At 69.5% G+C, this 19501-nt stretch carries 16 protein-coding genes, 1 tRNA gene and 2 rRNA genes (1 of these 19 running past the window's edge); 13 read left to right on the top strand and 6 right to left on the bottom strand.

Going from position 1 to position 19501, the window contains the following annotated elements; translation table 11 throughout:
* The 3 genes from O7619_RS02240 to O7619_RS02230 form a co-directional block, all read left to right on the top strand.
* A 23S ribosomal RNA gene (locus O7619_RS02240) occupies positions 1 to 1812 on the top strand (it extends 1296 nt beyond the left edge of the window).
* Positions 1813 to 1898: 86 nt separating this feature from the next.
* Positions 1899 to 2015: ribosomal RNA gene (gene rrf, locus O7619_RS02235) — 5S ribosomal RNA — on the top strand.
* A 181-nt stretch (positions 2016 to 2196) separates the two neighbouring features.
* A complete protein-coding gene (locus O7619_RS02230; RefSeq protein ID WP_282285356.1) occupies positions 2197 to 2823 on the top strand; it encodes an NAD(P)-binding domain-containing protein in 627 nt (208 codons plus the stop codon).
* Positions 2824 to 2893: 70 nt separating this feature from the next.
* Here O7619_RS02230 and O7619_RS02225 read toward each other — a convergent pair whose 3' ends face one another.
* On the bottom strand, positions 2894 to 4708 hold the full coding sequence (locus O7619_RS02225; protein ID WP_282288648.1) for a VanW family protein: 1815 nt from the start codon (positions 4706 to 4708) through the stop codon (positions 2894 to 2896).
* A gap of 185 nt (positions 4709 to 4893) precedes the next feature.
* On the opposite strand from O7619_RS02225, the gene nudC reads away from it, so the two are divergent.
* From nudC to O7619_RS02210, 3 genes are all read left to right on the top strand, one after another.
* Positions 4894 to 5799, top strand: coding sequence for an NAD(+) diphosphatase (gene nudC, locus O7619_RS02220; protein WP_282285355.1), 906 nt, complete (start codon positions 4894 to 4896; stop codon positions 5797 to 5799).
* Positions 5800 to 6190: 391 nt separating this feature from the next.
* Complete coding sequence (locus O7619_RS02215) at positions 6191 to 6790, top strand: DUF6230 family protein (RefSeq protein ID WP_281586136.1); 600 nt, start codon at positions 6191 to 6193, stop codon at positions 6788 to 6790.
* Between the two features lie 80 nt (positions 6791 to 6870).
* Entirely contained in the window at positions 6871 to 8385 is a 1515-nt protein-coding gene (locus O7619_RS02210) for a DUF6114 domain-containing protein (RefSeq protein ID WP_282285353.1), read from the top strand.
* Between the two features lie 60 nt (positions 8386 to 8445).
* Here the strand turns inward: O7619_RS02210 and O7619_RS02205 are convergent, their stop codons facing one another.
* Both O7619_RS02205 and O7619_RS02200 read right to left on the bottom strand, forming a co-directional pair.
* Positions 8446 to 10116, bottom strand: coding sequence for a DUF885 domain-containing protein (locus O7619_RS02205; protein ID WP_282285352.1), 1671 nt, complete (start codon positions 10114 to 10116; stop codon positions 8446 to 8448).
* Positions 10117 to 10167: 51 nt separating this feature from the next.
* On the bottom strand, positions 10168 to 10764 hold the full coding sequence (locus O7619_RS02200) for a Uma2 family endonuclease (RefSeq protein WP_282285351.1): 597 nt from the start codon (positions 10762 to 10764) through the stop codon (positions 10168 to 10170).
* Between the two features lie 118 nt (positions 10765 to 10882).
* Between O7619_RS02200 and O7619_RS02195 the strand changes: the two genes are divergently transcribed.
* Positions 10883 to 11890 carry a DMT family transporter gene (locus O7619_RS02195; RefSeq protein WP_282285350.1) on the top strand — a complete coding sequence of 336 codons (1008 nt, stop codon included), beginning with the start codon at positions 10883 to 10885 and terminating at the stop codon, positions 11888 to 11890.
* Between the two features lie 4 nt (positions 11891 to 11894).
* Here the strand turns inward: O7619_RS02195 and O7619_RS02190 are convergent, their stop codons facing one another.
* Both O7619_RS02190 and O7619_RS02185 read right to left on the bottom strand, forming a co-directional pair.
* On the bottom strand, positions 11895 to 12965 hold the full coding sequence (locus tag O7619_RS02190; RefSeq protein WP_282285349.1) for a PHP domain-containing protein: 1071 nt from the start codon (positions 12963 to 12965) through the stop codon (positions 11895 to 11897).
* Between the two features lie 57 nt (positions 12966 to 13022).
* Entirely contained in the window at positions 13023 to 13778 is a 756-nt protein-coding gene (locus O7619_RS02185; protein WP_282285348.1) for a M23 family metallopeptidase, read from the bottom strand.
* Positions 13779 to 13931: 153 nt separating this feature from the next.
* Between O7619_RS02185 and O7619_RS02180 the strand changes: the two genes are divergently transcribed.
* From O7619_RS02180 to O7619_RS02170, 3 genes are all read left to right on the top strand, one after another.
* Positions 13932 to 14282 (top strand): hypothetical protein, encoded by a 351-nt coding sequence (locus tag O7619_RS02180; RefSeq protein ID WP_282288647.1) that lies wholly within the window; start codon positions 13932 to 13934, stop codon positions 14280 to 14282.
* 363 nt (positions 14283 to 14645) lie between these two features.
* Positions 14646 to 15173 carry a tRNA adenosine deaminase-associated protein gene (locus O7619_RS02175; protein ID WP_282285347.1) on the top strand — a complete coding sequence of 176 codons (528 nt, stop codon included), beginning with the start codon at positions 14646 to 14648 and terminating at the stop codon, positions 15171 to 15173.
* A gap of 154 nt (positions 15174 to 15327) precedes the next feature.
* Positions 15328 to 15771: a nucleoside deaminase gene (locus O7619_RS02170; protein ID WP_282288646.1), complete on the top strand. Its 444-nt coding sequence runs from the start codon at positions 15328 to 15330 to the stop codon at positions 15769 to 15771.
* Between the two features lie 63 nt (positions 15772 to 15834).
* On the opposite strand, the gene deoD is transcribed toward O7619_RS02170, so the two are convergent.
* Positions 15835 to 16542 carry a purine-nucleoside phosphorylase gene (gene deoD, locus O7619_RS02165; RefSeq protein WP_282285346.1) on the bottom strand — a complete coding sequence of 236 codons (708 nt, stop codon included), beginning with the start codon at positions 16540 to 16542 and terminating at the stop codon, positions 15835 to 15837.
* A gap of 75 nt (positions 16543 to 16617) precedes the next feature.
* On the opposite strand from deoD, the gene O7619_RS02160 reads away from it, so the two are divergent.
* The 3 genes from O7619_RS02160 to O7619_RS02150 all read left to right on the top strand — a co-directional run bounded on the left by O7619_RS02160 (position 16618) and on the right by O7619_RS02150 (position 19498).
* A tRNA-Ser gene (locus O7619_RS02160) sits at positions 16618 to 16704 on the top strand.
* Between the two features lie 161 nt (positions 16705 to 16865).
* Entirely contained in the window at positions 16866 to 18047 is a 1182-nt protein-coding gene (locus O7619_RS02155; RefSeq protein ID WP_282285345.1) for a hypothetical protein, read from the top strand.
* On the top strand, positions 18044 to 19498 hold the full coding sequence (locus O7619_RS02150; RefSeq protein ID WP_282285344.1) for a metallophosphoesterase: 1455 nt from the start codon (positions 18044 to 18046) through the stop codon (positions 19496 to 19498). Before O7619_RS02155 ends, O7619_RS02150 begins: the two co-directional genes overlap by 4 nt.
* Positions 19499 to 19501 lie beyond the last annotated feature (3 nt).

Below are 19501 nucleotides of genomic sequence, written 5' to 3'. Positions count from 1 at the left end.
GGTGGGTAGGGGAGCGTCGTGCCGGGGGTGAAGCGACGGGGTGACCTAGTTGTGGACACGGCACGAGTGAGAATGCAGGCATGAGTAGCGAAAGAAGGGTGAGAAACCCTTCCGCCGGATGACCAAGGGTTCCAGGGCCAGGCTAATCCGCCCTGGGTGAGTCGGGACCTAAGGCGAGGCCGAGAGGCGTAGTCGATGGACAACGGGTTGATATTCCCGTACCCGCGAAAGAGCGACCCTGACGAACCTCGTTGTGCTAACCACCCGAGCTCCGGGAGGTCTTCGGACCGACTGGGGGGAGCGTGGGAACCTGGCGGGTAGTAGTCAAGCGATGGGGTGACGCAGGAAGGTAGCTGATCCCGGCCGGTGGTTGTGCCGGGGTAAGCGTGTAGGCCGACGTGTAGGTAAATCCGCACGTCATATGGGCTGAGACGTGATGCCGAGCCGATTCAGGTGAAGTCAGTGATCCTATGCTGCCGAGAAAAGCCTCTAGCGAGTTCTGAGCGGCCCGTACCCCAAACCGACACAGGTGGTCAGGTAGAGAATACCGAGGCGATCGGGCGAACTGTGGTTAAGGAACTCGGCAAATTGCCCCCGTAACTTAGGGAGAAGGGGGGCCGGAGACGTGAAGCCCCGCGCGGGTGGAGCGTTGTATGGCCGCAGAGAGCAGGGGGAAGCGACTGTTTACTAAAAACACAGGTCCATGCGAAGAAGTAATTCGATGTATATGGACTGACGCCTGCCCGGTGCTGGAACGTTAAGGGGACCTGTTAGCCCGCAAGGGCGAAGCGGAGAACTTAAGCGCCAGTAAACGGCGGTGGTAACTATAACCATCCTAAGGTAGCGAAATTCCTTGTCGGGTAAGTTCCGACCTGCACGAATGGCGTAACGACTTCCCCACTGTCTCAACCACAGGCCCGGCGAAATTGCAGTACGAGTAAAGATGCTCGTTACGCGCGGCAGGACGGAAAGACCCCGGGACCTTTACTATAGCTTGACATTGGTATCTGAATTAGCTTGTGTAGGATAGGTGGGAGCCGGTGAAGCCTATACGCCAGTATGGGTGGAGGCAATCTTGAAATACCACTCTGGTTGATTTGGGTATCTAACTTCGGACCGTTATCCGGTTCAGGGACAGTGTCTGGTGGGTAGTTTAACTGGGGCGGTTGCCTCCTAAAGGGTAACGGAGGCGCCCAAAGGTTCCCTCAGCCTGGTTGGCAATCAGGTGTTGAGTGCAAGTGCACAAGGGAGCTTGACTGTGAGACTGACAGGTCGAGCAGGGACGAAAGTCGGGACTAGTGATCCGGCACTGGCATGTGGAAGCGGTGTCGCTCAACGGATAAAAGGTACCCCGGGGATAACAGGCTGATCTTCCCCAAGAGTCCATATCGACGGGATGGTTTGGCACCTCGATGTCGGCTCGTCGCATCCTGGGGCTGTAGCAGGTCCCAAGGGTTGGGCTGTTCGCCCATTAAAGCGGTACGCGAGCTGGGTTTAGAACGTCGTGAGACAGTTCGGTCCCTATCCGCCGTGCGCGTAGGATACTTGAGAAGGGCTGTCCCTAGTACGAGAGGACCGGGACGGACGAACCTCTGGTGTGCCAGTTGTCCCGCCAGGGGCACGGCTGGTTAGCTACGTTCGGAAGGGATAACCGCTGAAAGCATCTAAGCGGGAAGCTCGCTTCAAGATGAGGTATCCCACCCACTTTTGTGGGGTAAGGCCCCCAGCTAGACGACTGGGTTGATAGGCCGGAAATGTAAGCCCGGTAACGGGTTCAGTTGACCGGTACTAATAGGCCGAGGACTTGACTACCAAGCTGCTACGCGTCCACTGTGCAACTCTGAACAAACACCAAACCCCGCGTGTGTGTGGGTGGTTGGTTGATATGTTCATAGAGTTACGGCGGTCATGGCGGAGGGGAAACGCCCGGTAACATTCCGAACCCGGAAGCTAAGCCCTCCAGCGCCGATGGTACTGCACTCGGGAGGGTGTGGGAGAGTAGGACACCGCCGGACAATCTTTCAGTTCAGGGCCACCCCCACGGGGTGGCCCTGAACTGCGTTCGGGGGGAATCACCACGGGCGGGGCGTCGCGTCTCGTACCGTCGAGCCGGGGCCGCCCGGCGGTCTCGGAAACGTGACATGACGTACGGCAGGTTTGCGATCGGGACGGACCTGCCGGGGTACAGGAGTGGTCATGGAGATCGGAATCATCGGGTCGGGGCACATCGGGGGCACCCTCACCCGTCGCCTGAGTTCACTCGGCCACGACGTCGTGGTAACCAACTCCCGCGGTCCGCAGAGCCTGACCGACCTCGCCACGGAGACCGGCGCCCGGGCTGCCGGCCTGGAGGAGACGGTCCAGGGCGCGGAACTGGTGGTCATCGCGATCCCGCTGAAGGCGGTGCCGCAGCTACCCCCGGCCCTCTTCGAGGGGAAACTGGTCGTCGACGCGAACAACTACTACCCGCAGCGGGACGGCGACGTCGCCGAACTGCTGGACCGTAGCCTCAGCTCCAGTCGCTGGACGGCCGACCACCTCAAGGGCGCCCAGGTGGTGAAGGCGTTCAACACCATCCAGGCAGCACACCTGATGGACGAGGGCAAGCCGGCGGGGTCGTCGGGCAGGATCGCCCTGCCGGTGGCCGGTGACGACGCGGACGCCAAGCGGGTCGTCATGGGGCTGGTGGACGAGCTGGGGTTCGACGCGGTCGACGCCGGCACGCTCGACGAGAGTTGGCGGCAGCAGCCCGACACCCCTGTCTACGGTGCCGACCGCGACGCGGACGGCGTGCGGGAGGGGCTGGCCGCGGCGCGGCCCTGAGCGCTCCGGGCAGGAGCACCGAGCAAGGAGGGAAGGCCCCGCCGGACGGGGCCTTCCCTCATGTCCGGGGTCAGGCGTTCGGATCCTTGGCGCAGATGAAGCGCGGCTCGGCGTCGTAGCGCCAGCTGAACTTCTCCCGCTTGATCACTTTGCCGTCCTTCTTGATCACCCGGAACGCGTCCTGGGCGAACCCGATGCCGCCGGCCGCGGAGATGCAGCTCGGGCCCGGTTTCAGGTAGACGGTCTTCGGCTGGGTGACGTTGCGGCGGGGACCGTACTCGGTCTTGACGCTGTCGTAGATCTTGGTGCTCCAGATCGACACGGTGATCGAACCGGCCGTGTAGGAGGTGTCGATGAGCACGCCGTGCGGGGTGTTGTTGCGGAACTTGAAGTCGAGCTGCGGCCAGTAGATGGTCGACTCGATCACGGCCGGGTAGCGGCTGAAGTAGAACGAGTGCGGCTTGTGCTCGACGTCCTCCATGCCGGCGTAGTAGGTGGCGTTGAACAGCGTGGTGGTGAACTGCGAGACGCCGCCGCCCACGCCGGGCACCAGCTTGCCGCCCACGATCGTGGGCGCGTCCTGGTAGCCCTGGTCGTAGCCGCGCTCGCCGGTGTGCGCGTTGAGCGAGAAGGTCTCCCCCGGCTGCACGATCGTGCCGTCCACGTCCTTGGCCGCCTGGACGATGTTCTGGCTGCGGGGGGAGGAGAGCCCACCGGTGAACCGGGTGGTGAAGGTGGAGACCCGCTCCTTGATGCCCAGCTCGGCCAGCTTGGCCTCGGTCAGCTCCGGGGCGGCCGGCTTGAGCTCGGCGGTCACCGTGCGGGCGCCCGCCTTGGGCAGCACCGCGAGCAGCGCCGGGCCGAGCGCGGCGGCGTCGACCTGCCGGCCGGCGCGGCTGGGCACCACCTTCGGCTTGCCGCCGCTGATGGTCAGCCCGGCGTCGCGCGGCGCCACCTCCAGCTTCGTCAGCTTGTCGCCGAGCGCGGTGCGCAGCCGCTTGACGTCGACGCGCGGGGTGATCGTGCCGGCGTCATCGGTCGAGAAGCGCAGCGACAGGGCGATGGCGGCGGGTGGGATGGTGACCGAGCCACCGCCGGCGGTGAGCGTGACGGGCGCGGCGACGGCCGGCCGGGCCAGCTCGGTGACGAGCCGGTCCACCTCCTCGCGGCTGGTCGCCGGCCACTTCTCCACGAGCGGCACGGTGACCGGCCGGGCGGCGAGCCACGCGGAGGTGACCGCCTGCGTCGCGGCGGCCGGGTCCACGGTCAGCGCCGGCTTCGGATAGACCGGCTTCGGCGTGGTGCCGGTCCAGATGATGGTCGGCGTGGTCATCTCCCGGCCCTGGTCACCCATCACCTCGCGCAGGGCGGCGTTCAGCCGGTCGGCGTCGACCGTCACCACCGGCTCGATCGTGCGCGAGCCGACCAGTCGGCTCACCGGGTGCGCGTCGGCGGCGGCTGCCGCCGCCACGGTGGCGTCCACGTCGACGGCGAGCCCGACGTCCGCCGGTTTCAACTCGGCCTTCTCCTCGCCGACCGTGACCGCCAGCGGGGCGTTCAGCGCGTCGGCCCGGCGCTCCAGCTCGGCGCGGAGCGTCCGCGCGGCCTCCGCTCGGCTCCGGCCGCCCAGCTCGGTGCCGAGCACGGTGGTGCCGCGGGGGACGTCACCGGCGTAGGCGTAGGCGCCGACGCCGATGCCGCCCGCGAGCAGGGCGGCGGTGAGCCCGGCGGCCAGCAGCAGCCGGGAGCGCCGGGAGCGCGTGGGCCCGCCGCCGTCCCCGGCGGGCGGTGTGGCGACCGGCTCCAGCTCGACTCCGGGCCAGCTCACCGCCGCTACCTTGACGGTGGGCCGGTCGTCGGCAGCCGGCATGTTCTCGCCGTGCATCGTCACTCAACCTCATCGGAAGTACATGTGCGGGGACCGCTTCCCCCGCGGGAGACACCTACGGTAACCAACGCTCGGGCCGGTCGGGAGTCTCCGGCCGGACGTCCGTGTCGGGCGGCGGCGGTGTCGCACCGATCACCCGTTTCGGGTGCCCGTACCGGCCCTGATCGTGACACGGTGGGCGGGTGTTGGCGTACGGCGGCGGATGGCTGGACCGGGCGGCGGCGCTGCGCGGCGACCCGGGGTGGCTCGCGGAACGGTTGACCGATCCGGTGAGCGTGGTGCTGCCGCTGTGGCGCGATCGGTGCCTGGTCGACGCGGTGCGGGCACCGGTGCGGCCGGTGGTGGTGGACGCGGCCGGTCTGCTCGCCGGTGCGGACGAGACGGTCTTCCTCGGGCTGGACGAGGGGCGGGCGGTGTTCGCCGCCGACCTCTCCGGCCGGGGCGAGGGCGAGGCGTGCGAGCTGGCCGGCGCGGTCGAGGCGGTGGACGTCCGGGCGCTCGTGGGTGACCTGGGCGCGGCCGAGGCGGCCGTCCTGGCGTACGCGAAGGGGTTGTTGCACTGGCATCGCGGCCAGCGGTTCTGCGGTGCCTGCGGCGCGGCGACGGTGGCCGGGTCGGGCGGGCACATCCGCTCCTGCGGCGGCGCGGGCTGCGGCCGGTTGCTGTTCCCGCGGATCGAGCCGGCGGTCATCATGCTCGTCGAGGCGCCCGGTGAGCCGGAGCGTTGCCTGTTGGCCCGGCATCGGGGCGCGGCGGAGGATTCCTGGTCGACGCTTGCCGGGTTCGTGGAGATCGGCGAGAGCCTGGAGGACGCGGTCCGTCGGGAGGTCGGCGAGGAGGCCGGGGTGGCCGTGGGCGAGGTGGCCTACCAGGGCTCGCAGGCGTGGCCGTTTCCCGCTGGGCTGATGGTCGGCTTCCGGGCGACGGCGGTGTCGACGCGGGTCCGGGTCGACGGCGAGGAAGTGGTGGAGGCGCGGTGGTTCACCCGGGCGGAGCTGCGCGCCCGGGTGGCCGCGGGGCGTCCCCTGGGCCGGATCGACTCGATCGACCGCCACCTGCTGGGGTCGTGGTTGGACGCGCGGGCCTGATCCGTCCTCCGGCCGGCGGCCGAGCCTGACCGGACGGGTGACGGGCTCCTCACCCCCAGCGCCTTCCCAGCCTGCCGTTACCAAACTGTGATGTTGGGCTGTGACGGCTACCGCTGGTGAAACCGGCCCGGCATCCCGTCGTAATCGTGGTGGTTTGCCCGGGCTGCCACGTCGCCCGGATGTTAACCGTTGGTAACCACAATCGATCTTGATACCACAGTTGTGTTACCCGTCAGTAGCAAGGGACTTGTGAGCTGTGTCGCTTCGCGAGAGCATCCAATCCGCGACCGCGCGCCCCGTTCGGCACAACGGCTTCCGCGCCGCCCCGCAGCTTTCCCCGTCCCGCGTCGCGACCCGCGTCCGGTGACGCACCCCCGTCGAGGAGGACCTTGTGAGTGACCAGGTGAGTGGTGGCACCCGTTGGCGGCGCTTCGCCGCGATGATGGTGCCGGCGACCGTCGTGGCCGGCGGCATCGTGCTGGGCATGGCGAACGGCGCCATCGCGGCGTCGTTCGCGGTGTCGGGACAGACCTTCAAGGTCGGTGCCTCGACGCTTGTCGGCAACGGCTTCAAGCAGTACGGCGGCATGGTCGAGGAGAAGAACGGCACCAAGCACCCGGTGGCCGTCTCCGAGATCGCCGACGCCAAGCTCTACGACCTCTGCCAGTCGGTCGACGCCAGCCTGCCGGGCATCCCGATCGTGCTGACCATCAACGCCGGTGGCGGCGGCAAGCCGGCCACCGCGACCAACCTGCTGATCGACATGGACTCGCTCGAGGGCGACGCCACGTTCGAGAACATCCAGATCGGCCGCGACGCCAACGAGCTGAACGCGAAGCAGGGCCAGCCGGGCGCGTTCGGGCAGAGCGCCGACGTGGTGACCATCAAGGGGCTCAAGCAGGTGGCGCGCTCGACGAGCGCCGGCGTCTTCACCCTCAACGGGCTGAAGCTGAAGGTCAACGTGGGCAAGGACGCCAAGGAATGTTTCTGATCTGATGGCGAGGCCCGCGGAGGGCGCCCTCCGCGGGCCTCGACCATGTCTCACCCCGTCAGCACCGCCAGGAGGAGTACGTGACAACCGCCGAAACGCGGCAGGCCCGGCCCGGTCGGCTCGGCCAGGCGTGGCGTGGCTTCCGCCGGTGGCGCCGGGAGCGGCCGTTCTGGGGCGGGCTCTTCACCGCTCTGGCCGGCCTGGAGATCTTCGGCACCACCCAGATGAGTTTGAACGGCCTCTCGTTCCAGATGGGGCCCACCGGCTTCCTGTCCTGGCTCATCCCGACCATCCTCGTGGCCTGCGGCATGCTGCTCTGGTTCAGCCCGGCCCAGCGGATGTTCTACGCGGTGGTCGCGGCGATCACCGCGCTCTACTCGCTGATCGGGGTCAACCTCGGCGGCTTCTTCATCGGCCTGCTGCTCGGCATGGTCGGCAGCGCGCTCGGCTTCGCCTGGGTGCCGCGCAAGAAGGCGGACACCCCGGCGACTCCCGTGGACGCGGTCGACGAGCCGGCGGAGGAGCCGGTCGACGAGCCGCAGCCGGCCCTGGTCGACGAGCTGCTGCCCCGGCAGCGGGAGGACGACACCACCGGGGTCCTCACCGACACGCTGCCCGCGCCGCGCAACCCGCTGCGCGAGGCCGCACCCACCGAACCGGCCGTCGAGAGGCCGGACGACGACACCCGGCGCGGCCCGGGTCACCCGCCCAGGACGTACGCGATCCTGCTCGTCCTCGCCGTCTCCGCGGCCGGGCTGCTCGCGGTCCGCGACCAGCGGCCGGCGGTCGCCGCGCCGGCGGCCTGCCCGACCACGTCGGCGCCGACGCCCAAGCCGACCCCCTCGAAGACCGTCCCGGCGTCGCCGTCGGCGAGCCCGAGCGCCAGCGCCCCGGCCGAGCCGGAGGAAGAGGAGTCGGACGGCAACCTGCTGACCGACCTCGTCGACGGCATCACCGGCCTGTTCACCGGTGGAAAGGACAAGGCCGAGCCGGCACCGGCACCGTCGACCGCAGCCGCGAGCGGAAGCGCCACGCCGAAGCCCGCCGGCAGCGCGAAGCCGTCGACCCCGGCGAAGCCGGACGCCGACTGCGACGACGCCGACCCGGCCCCGACCAAGCCGAAGCCGGTCGAGGAGGGCAAGCCGCTGCCGAAGCTGGCCGCCGACGCCGACCAGCCCCTCGTCGCCGACCCGCCGTCGTTGCTCACCGGCTCCAAGGTCACGATGACCGGGCTGCGCTTCGAGGGCATCGTCGAGCTGCCCACCTACCGGGGCAAGCTCAAGTGCCTGAAGTTCACCATGGACAAGGCGGTGACCGACGACTTCACGCTGCTCGCGAGCGGCCCGGCGGGCAAGAAGCAGCGGTACGTCACCGACAAGCTCACCGTCGAGGGCGACGTCGCGTTCTACGCCACCCGGTTCGTCGGGCGCGTGCTCGGCATCAAGATCACCCTCACCCCGGACCTCCCGTTTCCGGACGGCATCCCGGTCACCTCGCCGATCCCGCTCAGCTTCGACGACCCGGTGATCACGCTGGCCTACGAGCACTCGGAGAAGCTCAGCGCCACGCCGAAGCTCCGGGTCGACCTGGCCTGAGCACCGGACCACGGCAGGGGGCCCGGAGGAACTCCTCCGGGCCCCTGCCGTGGTCGACGCTCAGATGCGGGCCAGCGCCCGGCGCAGCGGGTCGAGCCCCAGCGCACCCAGGTCGAGCGCCTGGCGGTGGAACTCCTTCAGGTCGAAGTCGGCGCCCTTGCGGGCCTTCGCCTCCTCGCGGGCCTGCAACCAGATCCGCTCGCCCACCTTGTACGAGGGCGCCTGCCCCGGCCACCCCAGGTAGCGGTTCAACTCGAAGCGCAGGTTCTCGTCCGGCACCCGGCAGTGCGCCCGCATGAACTCCCAGCCCAGCTCCGGCGTCCAGCGCTCGCCCGGGTGGAAACCGAACGGGTTGTCCTTCGGGATCTCCAGCTCCAGGTGCATGCCGATGTCGACGATCACCCGGGCGGCCCGCAGCGCCTGCCCGTCGAGCATGCCGAGCCGGTCGCCGGGATCGTCCAGGTAGCCCAGCTCGTCCATCAGCCGCTCGGCGTAGAGCGCCCAGCCCTCGCCGTGCCCGGACACCCAGCAGAGCAGCCGCTGCCAGCGGTTGAGCAGGTCGGCGCGGACGGCGGTCTGGGCGACCTGGAGGTGGTGACCCGGCACGCCCTCGTGGTAGACGGTGGTCACCTCACGCCAGGTGGAGAATTCGGTGATGCCCTGCGGCACCGCCCACCACATCCGCCCCGGGCGGGAGAAGTCCTCGCTCGGCCCGGTGTAGTAGATGGCGCCGTCGCTCGTCGGCGCGAGACGACACTCGATCCGGCGGATCTGCTCCGGGATGTCGAAGTGGGCGTCGGCGAGTTCGCTGATCGCGTCGTCGGCGAGCGCCTGCATCCAGTCGCGGAACGCCTCCTTGCCCCGGATGGTCCGCGCCGGGTCGGCGTCGAGCGCGCGGACCGCGTTGTCGATCGTGGCGCCGGGGCCGGCGATCCGCCCGGCCACCGTCCGCATGTCGGCCTCCAGGCGGGCCAACTCCGCGAAACCCCAGGCGTACGTCTCGTCCAGGTCGACCTTCGCGCCGAGGAAGTACTGCGAGGCCAGTTCGTAGCGCTCCCGGCCGGCGGCCTGCTTCTGCCGCCCCTCCGGGGCCAGCTCGGTGCGGAGGAAGTGCCCGAACTCGGCGGTGGCCGCGGTCGCGGCGGCGGCCCCCTTGCGCAGCTCGGCGCCGAGCGGGCCGTCGGAGTCGAGGCCCTCGACCAGGCCGTGGAAGAAGTTGTCGCCATCCGGGTCGACCCAGGCGTCGCACTGCTTGGCGACCTCGACCAACTGCACCTGCGAGCTGATCCGGCCGACCGCTGCGGCCTCGCGGAGCGTGTGCTTGTAGCCGTCGAGCGCCGCCGCGAAGCGGTTGAGCCGGGCGGCCACGTTGGCCTTAGCGTCCTCGCCGTCGGTCGGCATCAGGTCGAAGACCATCCGGAGCTCGTGCAGCCCGCTGGAGATCACGTTGACCTCGCTGGTCAGCTCGCCGGCGTCGTAGCGGGCGAGGTCCAGGCCGAGGCGTTCCTGCATCGCCTCCTGGGCGATCCGTTCCGTCTCGGTCTCCGGCTCGATGACGTCGAGTTCGCCGAGCGTGCGCCGGGTCAGTTCGGCGCGGGCCGCGTAGCCGTCGGGGGAGAGGTCGTCGAGCTGGTCGTCGTATCCGGCGATGCCGACGTAGGTGGCGCCGGTCGGGCTCAGCGGAGCCCACTGGGCCACGTACCGGTTTGCGAGGTCATCGATTCGTCCCACGGGGCGACCCTACGTGACCGGGCCGCCCCGGTGTCGAGCGTGTTCGCCGTGTCAGGGCAGCAGGTCCGCCGGATCGAAGTCGATCGGGAACGGCAGGTCCAGCTTGAGTCGTTGGCCGCTGACGGCCTGCGCCGTGCCGACGTAGCCGCCGTCGTCGAGCGTCAGGAATTCGACGCCGACGTGACGGATCTGGCGGGCGATCTGCACCCGCATGAAGTACGGCACCCCGGCCTCGGCGCAGCGGCGCGGCTTGTCCACGAAGTCCTGGCGTCGACTGCCCGGCGACACGAACTCCACCGCCATGGTGCACAGCCGGGCCGGGATCCAGCGGTCCTCCTGGTCGGTCCCGGGCAGCGCGTGCAGGATGGTCAGGTCGGGTTGGATCCACCGGTCGGGGGTGAACGTGAGGTTCACCTGACCGAAGACGTAGTAGCCCGCCTCCTTCGCCGCCGGCTTCAGCAGGTGCATCAGCTCGCCCTCGGCATAGCTGTTGGTGGCGGTCTCGGCGGGGGTCATGACCAGCCTTCCGTCGACGCACTCGTAGCGGGTGCTCGGCAACTCGCGCAACGGGAGGTAACGGTCGGCGAGCCCGGTGGTCCACATGCCGTCGAAATCGACGAGCGGATCGAAGCGCGAGGGCATGGCCATCGACGTGTCACCTCCTCGACCGGTCAACGCTCCCACTGTAGGTGGGTTGCTGTGGCGGTCGACACCACGTGCGGAATTTCGCGCGACACCGTCGTACCCAAGGGGCAGAGTGTCAGGGGTGAAGGCCGAGACCGCTCCTGACCGCGCGCCGATCCGCGGTTGGCTTCCCGGGTTCGTCGCACTTGCCGCGATCTGGGGTTCCAGCTTCCTCTTCATCAAGGTGGGGGTGAGCGAGCTGCATCCCGTGCACCTCACCCTCTACCGGGTGGCCACCGGCGCGGCCACGCTGCTGGTGGTGCTGGCCGCGCTGCGTGACCGGCTGCCCCGCGAGCCCCGGGTCTGGGCCCACATGCTGGTGGTGGCCGCGTTCGGGGTCGCGCTGCCGTTCACCCTGTTCGGCTTCGGCGAGCAGCGGGTCGAGTCCATGCTCGCCGGCATCTGGAACGCCACCACGCCGCTCATCGTGCTGCCGCTGGCGGTGCTCGTGTTCCGCACCGAGCGGCTCACCGGGCGGCGGGCCGTCGGGCTGGCGCTGGGCTTCGTCGGCGTGCTCGTGGTGCTCGGCGTCTGGGAGGGCGTCGGCGGCGCCCACTTCACCGGCCAGCTCATGTGCCTCGGCGCGGCGGCCTGCTACGGCCTGGCGATCCCCTACCAGAAGAAGTTCGTCGCGGGCAGCTCGTACTCCGGCCTGTCGCTGTCGGCGGCCCAACTGCTCGTGGCGACCGCGCAGCTCGCGCTTGTCGCACCGTTCGTGGCCGGTGCCCCGCCGGTGCCGACCGGCCTCTCGCCGCGGGTGGTGGCAAGCGTGCTCGCGCTGGGCGCGCTCGGCACCGGCCTGGCCTTCGTGATCAACATGCGGAACATCCGGCTGGCCGGCGCCAGCACGGCGTCCACCGTGACGTACCTGATCCCGGTCTTCGCGGTGCTTGTCGGCGCCGTGGTCCTCGGCGAGCGGATGAACTGGCACCAGCCGGTGGGCGCATTCGTCGTGCTCGTCGGCGTGGCGGTCGCGCAGGGCGTGATCGGCCGGCGTCGCCCCGGCGCGCAGCCGGAGCCGGCCGCCGTCCCGGAGGCCGAGCCGGTGCCGGCCGGCGACGGGGTGATCGAACCGGCCCTCCGGGGCTGACCGCTCAGCCCCGGCTCGCCGTCCACTTCACCAGGCGGTCGGCGGTCCAGGTGTTGACCACCCGGTCCGCCGGTACGCCGCAGCGTGCCGCCCGCTCGCAGCCGAAGCGCTGCCAGTCGAGCTGCCCCGGTGCGTGCGCGTCGGTGTCGATGGCGAACCGGCAGCCGGCCTCCAGGGCGCGGCGGATCAGCCGCTTCGGCGGGTCCTGCCGCTCCGGCCGGGAGTTGATCTCGACGGCCACGTCGTGCTCCGCGCACGCGGCGAAGACGGCGTCCGGATCGAAGTCGCTCTCCTTGCGCGTACGCGCCCGGTGCCCCCGATCACCCGGGCCGGTCACGCCCGCCGGCCGGGACGACACCATCCGGCCGGTGCAGTGGCCCAGGATGTCCAGGTGCGGGTTGGCGACCGCGGTGAGCATCCGGCGGGTCATCTTCGCCCGGTCGTCGCCGAGACCGCTGTGCACCGAGCCGACCACCACGTCCAGCCGGGCCAGCAACTCGTCGGTCTGGTCCAGCGAACCGTCGGCGAGGATGTCGACCTCGATGCCGGTGAGGATGCGGAAGCCCTTCGGCAGCGCCTCGTTGACCGCGGCCACGTGGTCGAGCTGCCGGCGGAGCCGGTCCGCGGTGAGCCCCCGGGCCACCTTGAGCCGGGGCGAGTGGTCGGTGAGCACCAGGTATTCGTGGCCCAGCTCGACCGCGGCCAGCGCCATCTCCTCGATCGGTGAGCCGCCGTCGGACCAGTCCGAGTGGCTGTGGCAGTCGCCACGCAGCGCGTCCCGCAGCCTCGCCGCCTCCTCGTCCAGGTCGGTGCCCTCGGTGGCCAGCAGCCGGCGCAGGTAGACCGGCTCCTCTCCGGCCAACGACTCGGCCACGCAACGGGCGGTGACATCACCGACGCCGGCCAGCTCGGTCAGCTTCCCGGTGCGGGCCCGCTCGGCCACCTCGCCGGCCGGCAGCGCGCCGAGCGCGTTCGCCGCCGACCGGAACGCCCGCACCCGGTAGGTGGCCTCGTTCGCCCGCTCCAGCAGGAACGCGATCCGGCGCAGGTCGGCGATGGGATCCCGGGCAGTCATGCCCTGGAACCTACGCGCTCCGGGCGTCCGCCGTCCGCCCGCGGACCGCGCGTCGGGTCACCCGCCCGCGCCGGAGCGGCCCGGCGACTTCGGACAGCCGTGCTTGCGCTGCCAGGCGGTGACCTCGGCGACCGGGGAACGGTTGCCGCCCTTGCGCCAGGAGTTCAGGTAGGGCGCCGGCCAGACCACGCCCCGACGGATCCACCAGTCGTCCTGCCCGGCGCACTTCGGCGACAGCCCGAAGTGCAGATGGCACACGTTGTTCGCGTTGCCCGTGCGGCCCACCTTGCCGAGTTGCTGCCCGGCGCGGACCCGAGCCCCGGCGTCCACACCGGCGGTGATCGCGCTCAGGTGGGAGCCGTAGTAGCGCACCCCGTCGTCGCCGAGCAGCGACACCGACAGCCCGCCGTTGTTCGGCCCGAGCGGCCCGCGCTTGTCGAACCGGTCCACCCGGCTCACCTCGAGCACCACGCCGTCGGTGACCGCCACGACCGGCTCGCCGCAGTCGGCGAAGATGTCGGTGCCCGGATAGCCGCCGTGCGTCGGGTGGTAGTCGACGTTGCCGGCCCGGACCGGGAAGACCCGCCGCGTCACCGCGCGGGTCGGCATCGGGGCCGGCGCGGTCGACGGGACGACGGAGGGGGCCGGGTCGGCCGTCGGCGCCGCGGGCTGCGCCGCGGTCGCCATCGGGCTCGGGTCCCGCCATGCGTCGGCGGGCGCGGCGGGCCGGTCGCACCCGGCGGCCAGCGCCGCGACGAGCAGCAGGACCGGGTACGCCGGACGCGCGCGGCGTCCGAACGATGGCGAGCGCATCCGATCATCCTGGCAGACCACTACCGTAGGAACGAACGCCGAGACCCACTCGCGACGAGGTGTCACTGTGCGTGATGTCGCGGGTGTGGCCCGGGGGAGGGAGCAGCGGTGACGAACGGGTGGCACGACGGATCCGAGCGGACCGGCCCGGCGGTGTTCCACCCGCCCCCGCGTACCCCGTCGGGGCTCTTCCCGTCCGGCGGGTCGACGCGGCCCAGCTACCGCGAGCCCAACCCGGTCACCGGCGCGGGCGTCGCGATCGGCGCGGTGGTCACGTTCGCCTGGCTGCTGCTGTTCGGGCTGGTCGGCCGCGACGCGGCCGGATACGCCTGGTGGACGCTGCTGGCCGGCGGGCTGGCCTGGGCGGCGGCTGCGGTGTTGGTCCGCCACGGCGACCGCGGGGTCGCCACGGGGGTGGCGATCGTCACCGCGGGCGGCTGGAGCATCGCCGCGGCGATCGTCGCGCTCGGATGGGCGCAGACCGGCGACTGGCCGCTGTGGTGACCTTGGGTGCCGGTTTCGCTGCGTAGCGAAGACCATCTTGACGTACGGGCGGTGACGGTTCACGCTCGCCGTATGGCCTGGACCACACCGCCGCGGCTCGACCCCGATCGGAGCCGCCGTCGCCTTCAACTCCTCGCCGAGTTGGCCGGTGCCCGAGCGGTTCAGCAGCGCGAACGGCCGCAGCGGGCGCACAGCGCGCGGCTTCGCCAACTGATCGCCACCCGGCGCCGCGTCGCCGGCTGACCGGCTTTCTCCAGGAACGGCCGGCCCTTACGGGGCGTTGACCGGTCGCCCGCCGACCCGACCGGTTAACGTGCATCGCGTGAGTTGTCGGCGTGCCGCCGAGGCCAAATTGGGGGGACCGTGTCGTACTTCGCTGCTGCCGTGGCGCGCGTCGACGGCGGCTGGAGCGCCGGCGAGGTGAGCCTGCGGGGAGTCACCGACATCGAGGAGGCGGCCGACCGGCTGCGCGACGTCGAGCCGGACGCGGACATCTCGCTGCTGTTCGTCGAGGCGGACGACACCTACCTGGTGGTCCTGCGCCTGGACGAGGGCGAGGACCTGCGCGTGTTCGGCTCCGACTCGGCGTACGCGGAGGAGTCCCGACTGGGCGCGTTGCTCGTGGGCGACCTGAAGACCTCGGTCACCGGCCTGGAGGAGGTCGACGAGCCGCGCCCGTCCGGCGGCGACGACGAGACCGAGGAACAGCCGGCCGTGGACCCGGAGGCCGACCCGGTCGGCGACGCCGACCTCCTCGCCGACCTGGGCATCTCGGCGCAGAAGCTGCTCGCGCTCTGCGCGCACGACGGCAACATGCCGGCCGACGTGACCGCCGAGATCTGCCAGGTGCTCGGCTGCGCGGACGAGGTCGAGGAGCTGCGTGAGGTCTGAGCCCGGCGAGTACGTGACGCCCGGCGCCGCGGAGCCGGCCGACGCCACCGACCCGGCGCTGGAGACCTCGGGGGCGTCGCGTACCGGACCCGGCGCGGGCGAGGGGCTGGCCGATCCGGGCACGGTGGGCCGCCGACAACGGCACGAGCTGTGGATGCGCCGGGCCCTCCAGGTCGCGGTCACCGGCCCGGACGGCGGGCCGCCCGCCGAGGGCGTCGACGACGTGCCGGTCGGGGCGGTGCTCTACGGACCCGACGGCGCCGAACTGGCGGTCGGGCGCAACGAACGGGAGCTGAGCGGTGATCCCACCGCGCACGCCGAGGTGCTGGCGCTGCGCCGCGCCGCCCAGCGGCTGGGCCGGTGGCGGCTGGACGGCTGCACGCTCGTGGTGACGCTGGAGCCGTGCACCATGTGCGCCGGAGCGATCGCGCTGGCCCGCGTACCGACGGTGGTGTTCGGGGCGTGGGAGCCGAAGACGGGCGCGGTCGGCTCGCTCTGGGACGTGCTGCGCGACCGCCGCCTCCCGCACCGCCCCGAGGTGTACGGCGGCGTCCTCGCGCCGGAGAGCGCGGCGTTGCTGCGCGCGTTCTTTAGGTAGTAAGGCGGGGGCCCCGGTTAACGCATTCGGTAGAGGCGGGGCCCCCTCTTAACAACGGGACGGTCAGGCGATGGCGGTGTCGAGGGCGATCTCGACCATCTGGCCGAACGTCTGCTCACGCTCCTGCGACGTGGTCTTCTCGCCGGTCTTGATGTGGTCGCTGACGGTCAGGATGGTCAGCGCGCGGGCCTTGAACCGGGCCGCGATGGTGTAGAGCGCCGCCGACTCCATCTCCACCGCCAGCACTCCGTAGTCGGCGAGCGTGTCGTAAAGGTCCGGCCGGTCGGTGTAGAAGGCGTCCGCGGCCAGGATCGGGCCGACCCGCATGCTGATGCCACGCCGCTCGGCCACGTCGACCGAGGTACGCAACAGCCCGAAGTCGGCCACCGGGGCGTAGTCGATCAACCCGTCGAAACGCATCCGGTTCATGTTCGAGTCGGTGGACGAACCGATCGCGGCCACCACGTCCCGCAGGCGCAGATCCTCGGTCAGAGCGCCGCAGGAGCCGACCCGGATCAGCGTCTTCACGCCGTAGTCGTTGATCAACTCGTGCGCGTAGATGGAGGCGGACGGCATGCCCATGCCGGAGCCCTGGACGGAGACGTCGACGCCGTTCCACCGCCCGGTGAAGCCCAGCATGCCGCGCACCGTCGTGTAGCAGCGGGCCTCCTCGAGGTAGGTCTCCGCGATCCACTTGGCCCGCAGCGGGTCGCCCGGCATCAGGACCCGCTCGGCGATCTCTCCCGGCTCAGCGCCGATGTGCGTACTCATGACAAAGATCCTGCCAGGCCGGCCGACGGGATACCGGCTCGGCGTCGGTACCGGTGGTCCTGTACCCTCGTCGGCGGTGGCGTGTCCGAGTGGCCTAAGGAGCACGCCTCGAAAGCGTGTGAGGGTTTACGCCCTCCGCGGGTTCAAATCCCGCCGCCACCGCTCGTGAACAGCGAGAGCGCCCGGTCGATCCGTCAGGATCGACCGGGCGTTCTGGTTCGGCTAAGCCCGTCCGCCAGGCGTCAGCGGCCCGCCGGTGGTGGCAACGAGGAAGCCGATCGGCGGAGCAACACCGCCACTCGGTGTCCGATAGTTTGATTCCCATGCCCTCGTTCACCGTCGACGTCGCCCAGCGCAAGCCGGAGTCAGCCGTGGCCAGTGACAGGGAAGGCGCCAGGTATCGCTCTCGGGTGCGCGCCGTCTTGGGCTCGATAGACCCCGCGCTGGATCTGGTCGACGCCTGTCGCCGGGCAAAGGGGATGTTTCCGACTGAGGTCGCGCAATGGTTACCGACTGAGGGCCGGACGGGAACTTCTCTCGAGCCACACGCGGATGATTCGTATCGATGCATCCCGGAGTTGCACCCGCTGGATGGCGAGTGGTATTTCACGGAAGAGAGCAGCGCCATTCTGGCGGATCTCGCTCGCCGCGCGCCGGCCACACGCAGCCTGCTGCTCGGGATGCCGACCGTAGCCGCCAGGTTGACCGGGCAGGACGCCCTGCTCGTGGATCGCAGCCCATTCCTACATACAAGATTTCCCGAACTCTCGGTGCCAGTCGAGAGGAGCGAGGTGTCGGCCGTCCGGGTTCGTCCCGGTTTCTCCGTCGTTCTATTGGACCCGCCATGGTACATCGACGACTTCTTCGCCTGGCTCGAAATCGGAATGCGGGCTGCCGAGGCCGGCGGTCGTCTCATATTTCCTCTGTTCCAGGAGCTCACACGGGCCGAGGCGGCTCGTGAACGGGAGGAGATCTTGGGGCTCGTGGAGTCGGTGGGAAGGGTGGAACTCGTCGCTGGGGCGCTGGACTACGACATACCGCTGTTCGAGCGGCGCGCCTTGTCGGCCGGTGGCGTGCTGCTGAACAAGCCGTGGCGGCGTGCTGACCTTGTGGTCGTCCACGTGACGAGGTCGTTGCCGGCGGTGAGGGCTGTACCTCGGGTCGACGCCCCCCACGAATCCTGGTCGACCTTTGTGGTGGGTACGCAGGTTGTGAAGGTCCGTGATGCTGCGGCTGCTGTCGACGAACGGTTAATCGATTCCGTCCCGGGCCTGGCGAACCATCTCTATGACTCCGTGAGCCGTCGGGAATCTCGGCGAAGTCTTATCGACATCTGGACGTCCAGAAATCGGGTGGCACGGATTTTCAACCCGCAGCGTGTCTATGCGGCATTGAACCATCTGGCCGGTGGCGAGCATGACCTGCCAGAACGCGCCCGCTGCCTGTTGGCCCGGGAGGGCGAGGATGTGGAAGAACTGCTGAACATGCTGGAGATGCCACGATGAGCGTGACAGCAGTGTTGCGTTTCCGGGATTTCGAAGCCGAGACGGTACCCGTGCACCGGGAGATCATCAGTCAGTCGGGGGCGGCGTGGTGGGCATGGTGGCGCAAGGAATCAGAAGACAGTCAGCTCGACGAGCTGGCGCAGTTGGCGCGCGCTTGTCCGGTGACCATCGGGTTGATCAACCGCCAGTTGGACACACGTTTCGTGGCGTACTGCACGAGGATCGCGTACAGCCCTGAAGGCGGCAGCCTCCTCAGCCCTGAACCCCATCGGACGCCCAGCTACTACCGCGAGGACTCGTTCCCGGCCTGGTTTCTCCTCTCCGCCATTGAGCAGGTGGACCAGGGTGAGTGGAATCGGCGTTTCGGTGCCGTACCCGCAGGCGAACCAACGTTATTCTTAGTGCCTACGCAGGCGGCAGACGCGCGGAAGATTCTGGCTCGCCAGTTCACCACGGAACCGATCGGGATTCGCAGCCCTGTCATCCTTCACCTCTCGGACCTGCACTTCGGTTCGGACTACGGCTTTCCGTTGCAGCCACGGGAAGTTCCCACTCTGCGGCAGACCTTGGACGAAGCGATCGAGGCAGGACTTGAGAGGGTCGGCAGCCCGCCTGTCGGCATCGTCGTTATTTCGGGAGACATCACCACGAGAGGAGAGAATGAGGGCTTCCTCGAGGCCCAGACCTTCATCGAGCGGCTCCTTGGCCGCCTGCGACTGACTCCCGAACAACTCGTTCTCGTTCCCGGCAACCACGATATTCTCCTGGATGACAGTCATATGACCCGGAGCTACGCGGCGGAGCGGCCGTTCCGGAACTTCTTGCAACTGGTATACGGCCGCGACGGCCTCGAACTGAATAGGTTGCACTGGTTTGCGACCAACGACGGACGGGACCTGCTGGTGCTCGCGCTCAACTCTGTTCGTCCTAGAGCGCAGAGCACCATGGAGTACGGGTATGTGGGCCGGGATCTCTATGGCCCCCTTCTCAAGGAGCTCAGCGAGCTGATGGCCCAGCTCCGTTCGCACGGTGAACGGCCGCTGGCCGTCGCCGTCCTGCACCACCACGTCCTGCCCACTCCTCTGGTGGAGGATCCGGACACCGAACGGCCGGTCAGCCTGACGTTGGACGCCGGCCAACTTATCGAGGACCTGCAGCAGGCCGGAGTCAGCACGGTGCTGCACGGGCATCAACACGTCCCTTTTATCGGGAGCACGTCCAGGGCGGCTCGGGATTCCAAAGGGCGGTGGAGTCTCGACCGAGCGGTGCATATCATTGGAGGCGGGAGTTGCAGCGTGAAAGTGGACCGGCTCTGGAATCAGATGCGCGACAACTGCCTGGGGGTCTACGGCTTGAGCGACACCGGGCTGGACGTCAACATGTTCCAATTCGCGCCTGGGGTCGAGTTCCGCGAGTCGATGAGAGTCGTCGTCCCCCTGCATGACGCATGACCG

Source organism: Micromonospora sp. WMMD998, assembly GCF_029581235.1.
Taxonomy (GTDB): domain Bacteria; phylum Actinomycetota; class Actinomycetes; order Mycobacteriales; family Micromonosporaceae; genus Micromonospora.
The sequence above is the reverse complement of the archived record's forward strand: the minus strand, read 5'-3'. Positions and strand labels throughout refer to the sequence as shown.

Bases quoted from the DNA above. Each gene is read 5' to 3' on its own strand.
- O7619_RS02230 (WP_282285356.1), top strand. From the start codon at position 2,197: ATGGAGATCGGAATCATCGGGTCGGGGCACATCGGGGGCACCCTCACC.
- O7619_RS02225 (WP_282288648.1), bottom strand. From the start codon at position 4,708: ATGCACGGCGAGAACATGCCGGCTGCCGACGACCGGCCCACCGTCAAG.
- O7619_RS02200 (WP_282285351.1), bottom strand. From the start codon at position 10,764: ATGGCCATGCCCTCGCGCTTCGATCCGCTCGTCGATTTCGACGGCATG.
- O7619_RS02190 (WP_282285349.1), bottom strand. From the start codon at position 12,965: ATGACTGCCCGGGATCCCATCGCCGACCTGCGCCGGATCGCGTTCCTG.
- O7619_RS02185 (WP_282285348.1), bottom strand. From the start codon at position 13,778: ATGCGCTCGCCATCGTTCGGACGCCGCGCGCGTCCGGCGTACCCGGTC.
- O7619_RS02170 (WP_282288646.1), top strand. From the start codon at position 15,328: ATGCGCCGGGCCCTCCAGGTCGCGGTCACCGGCCCGGACGGCGGGCCG.
- deoD (WP_282285346.1), bottom strand. From the start codon at position 16,542: ATGAGTACGCACATCGGCGCTGAGCCGGGAGAGATCGCCGAGCGGGTC.
- O7619_RS02155 (WP_282285345.1), top strand. From the start codon at position 16,866: ATGCCCTCGTTCACCGTCGACGTCGCCCAGCGCAAGCCGGAGTCAGCC.
- O7619_RS02150 (WP_282285344.1), top strand. From the start codon at position 18,044: ATGAGCGTGACAGCAGTGTTGCGTTTCCGGGATTTCGAAGCCGAGACG.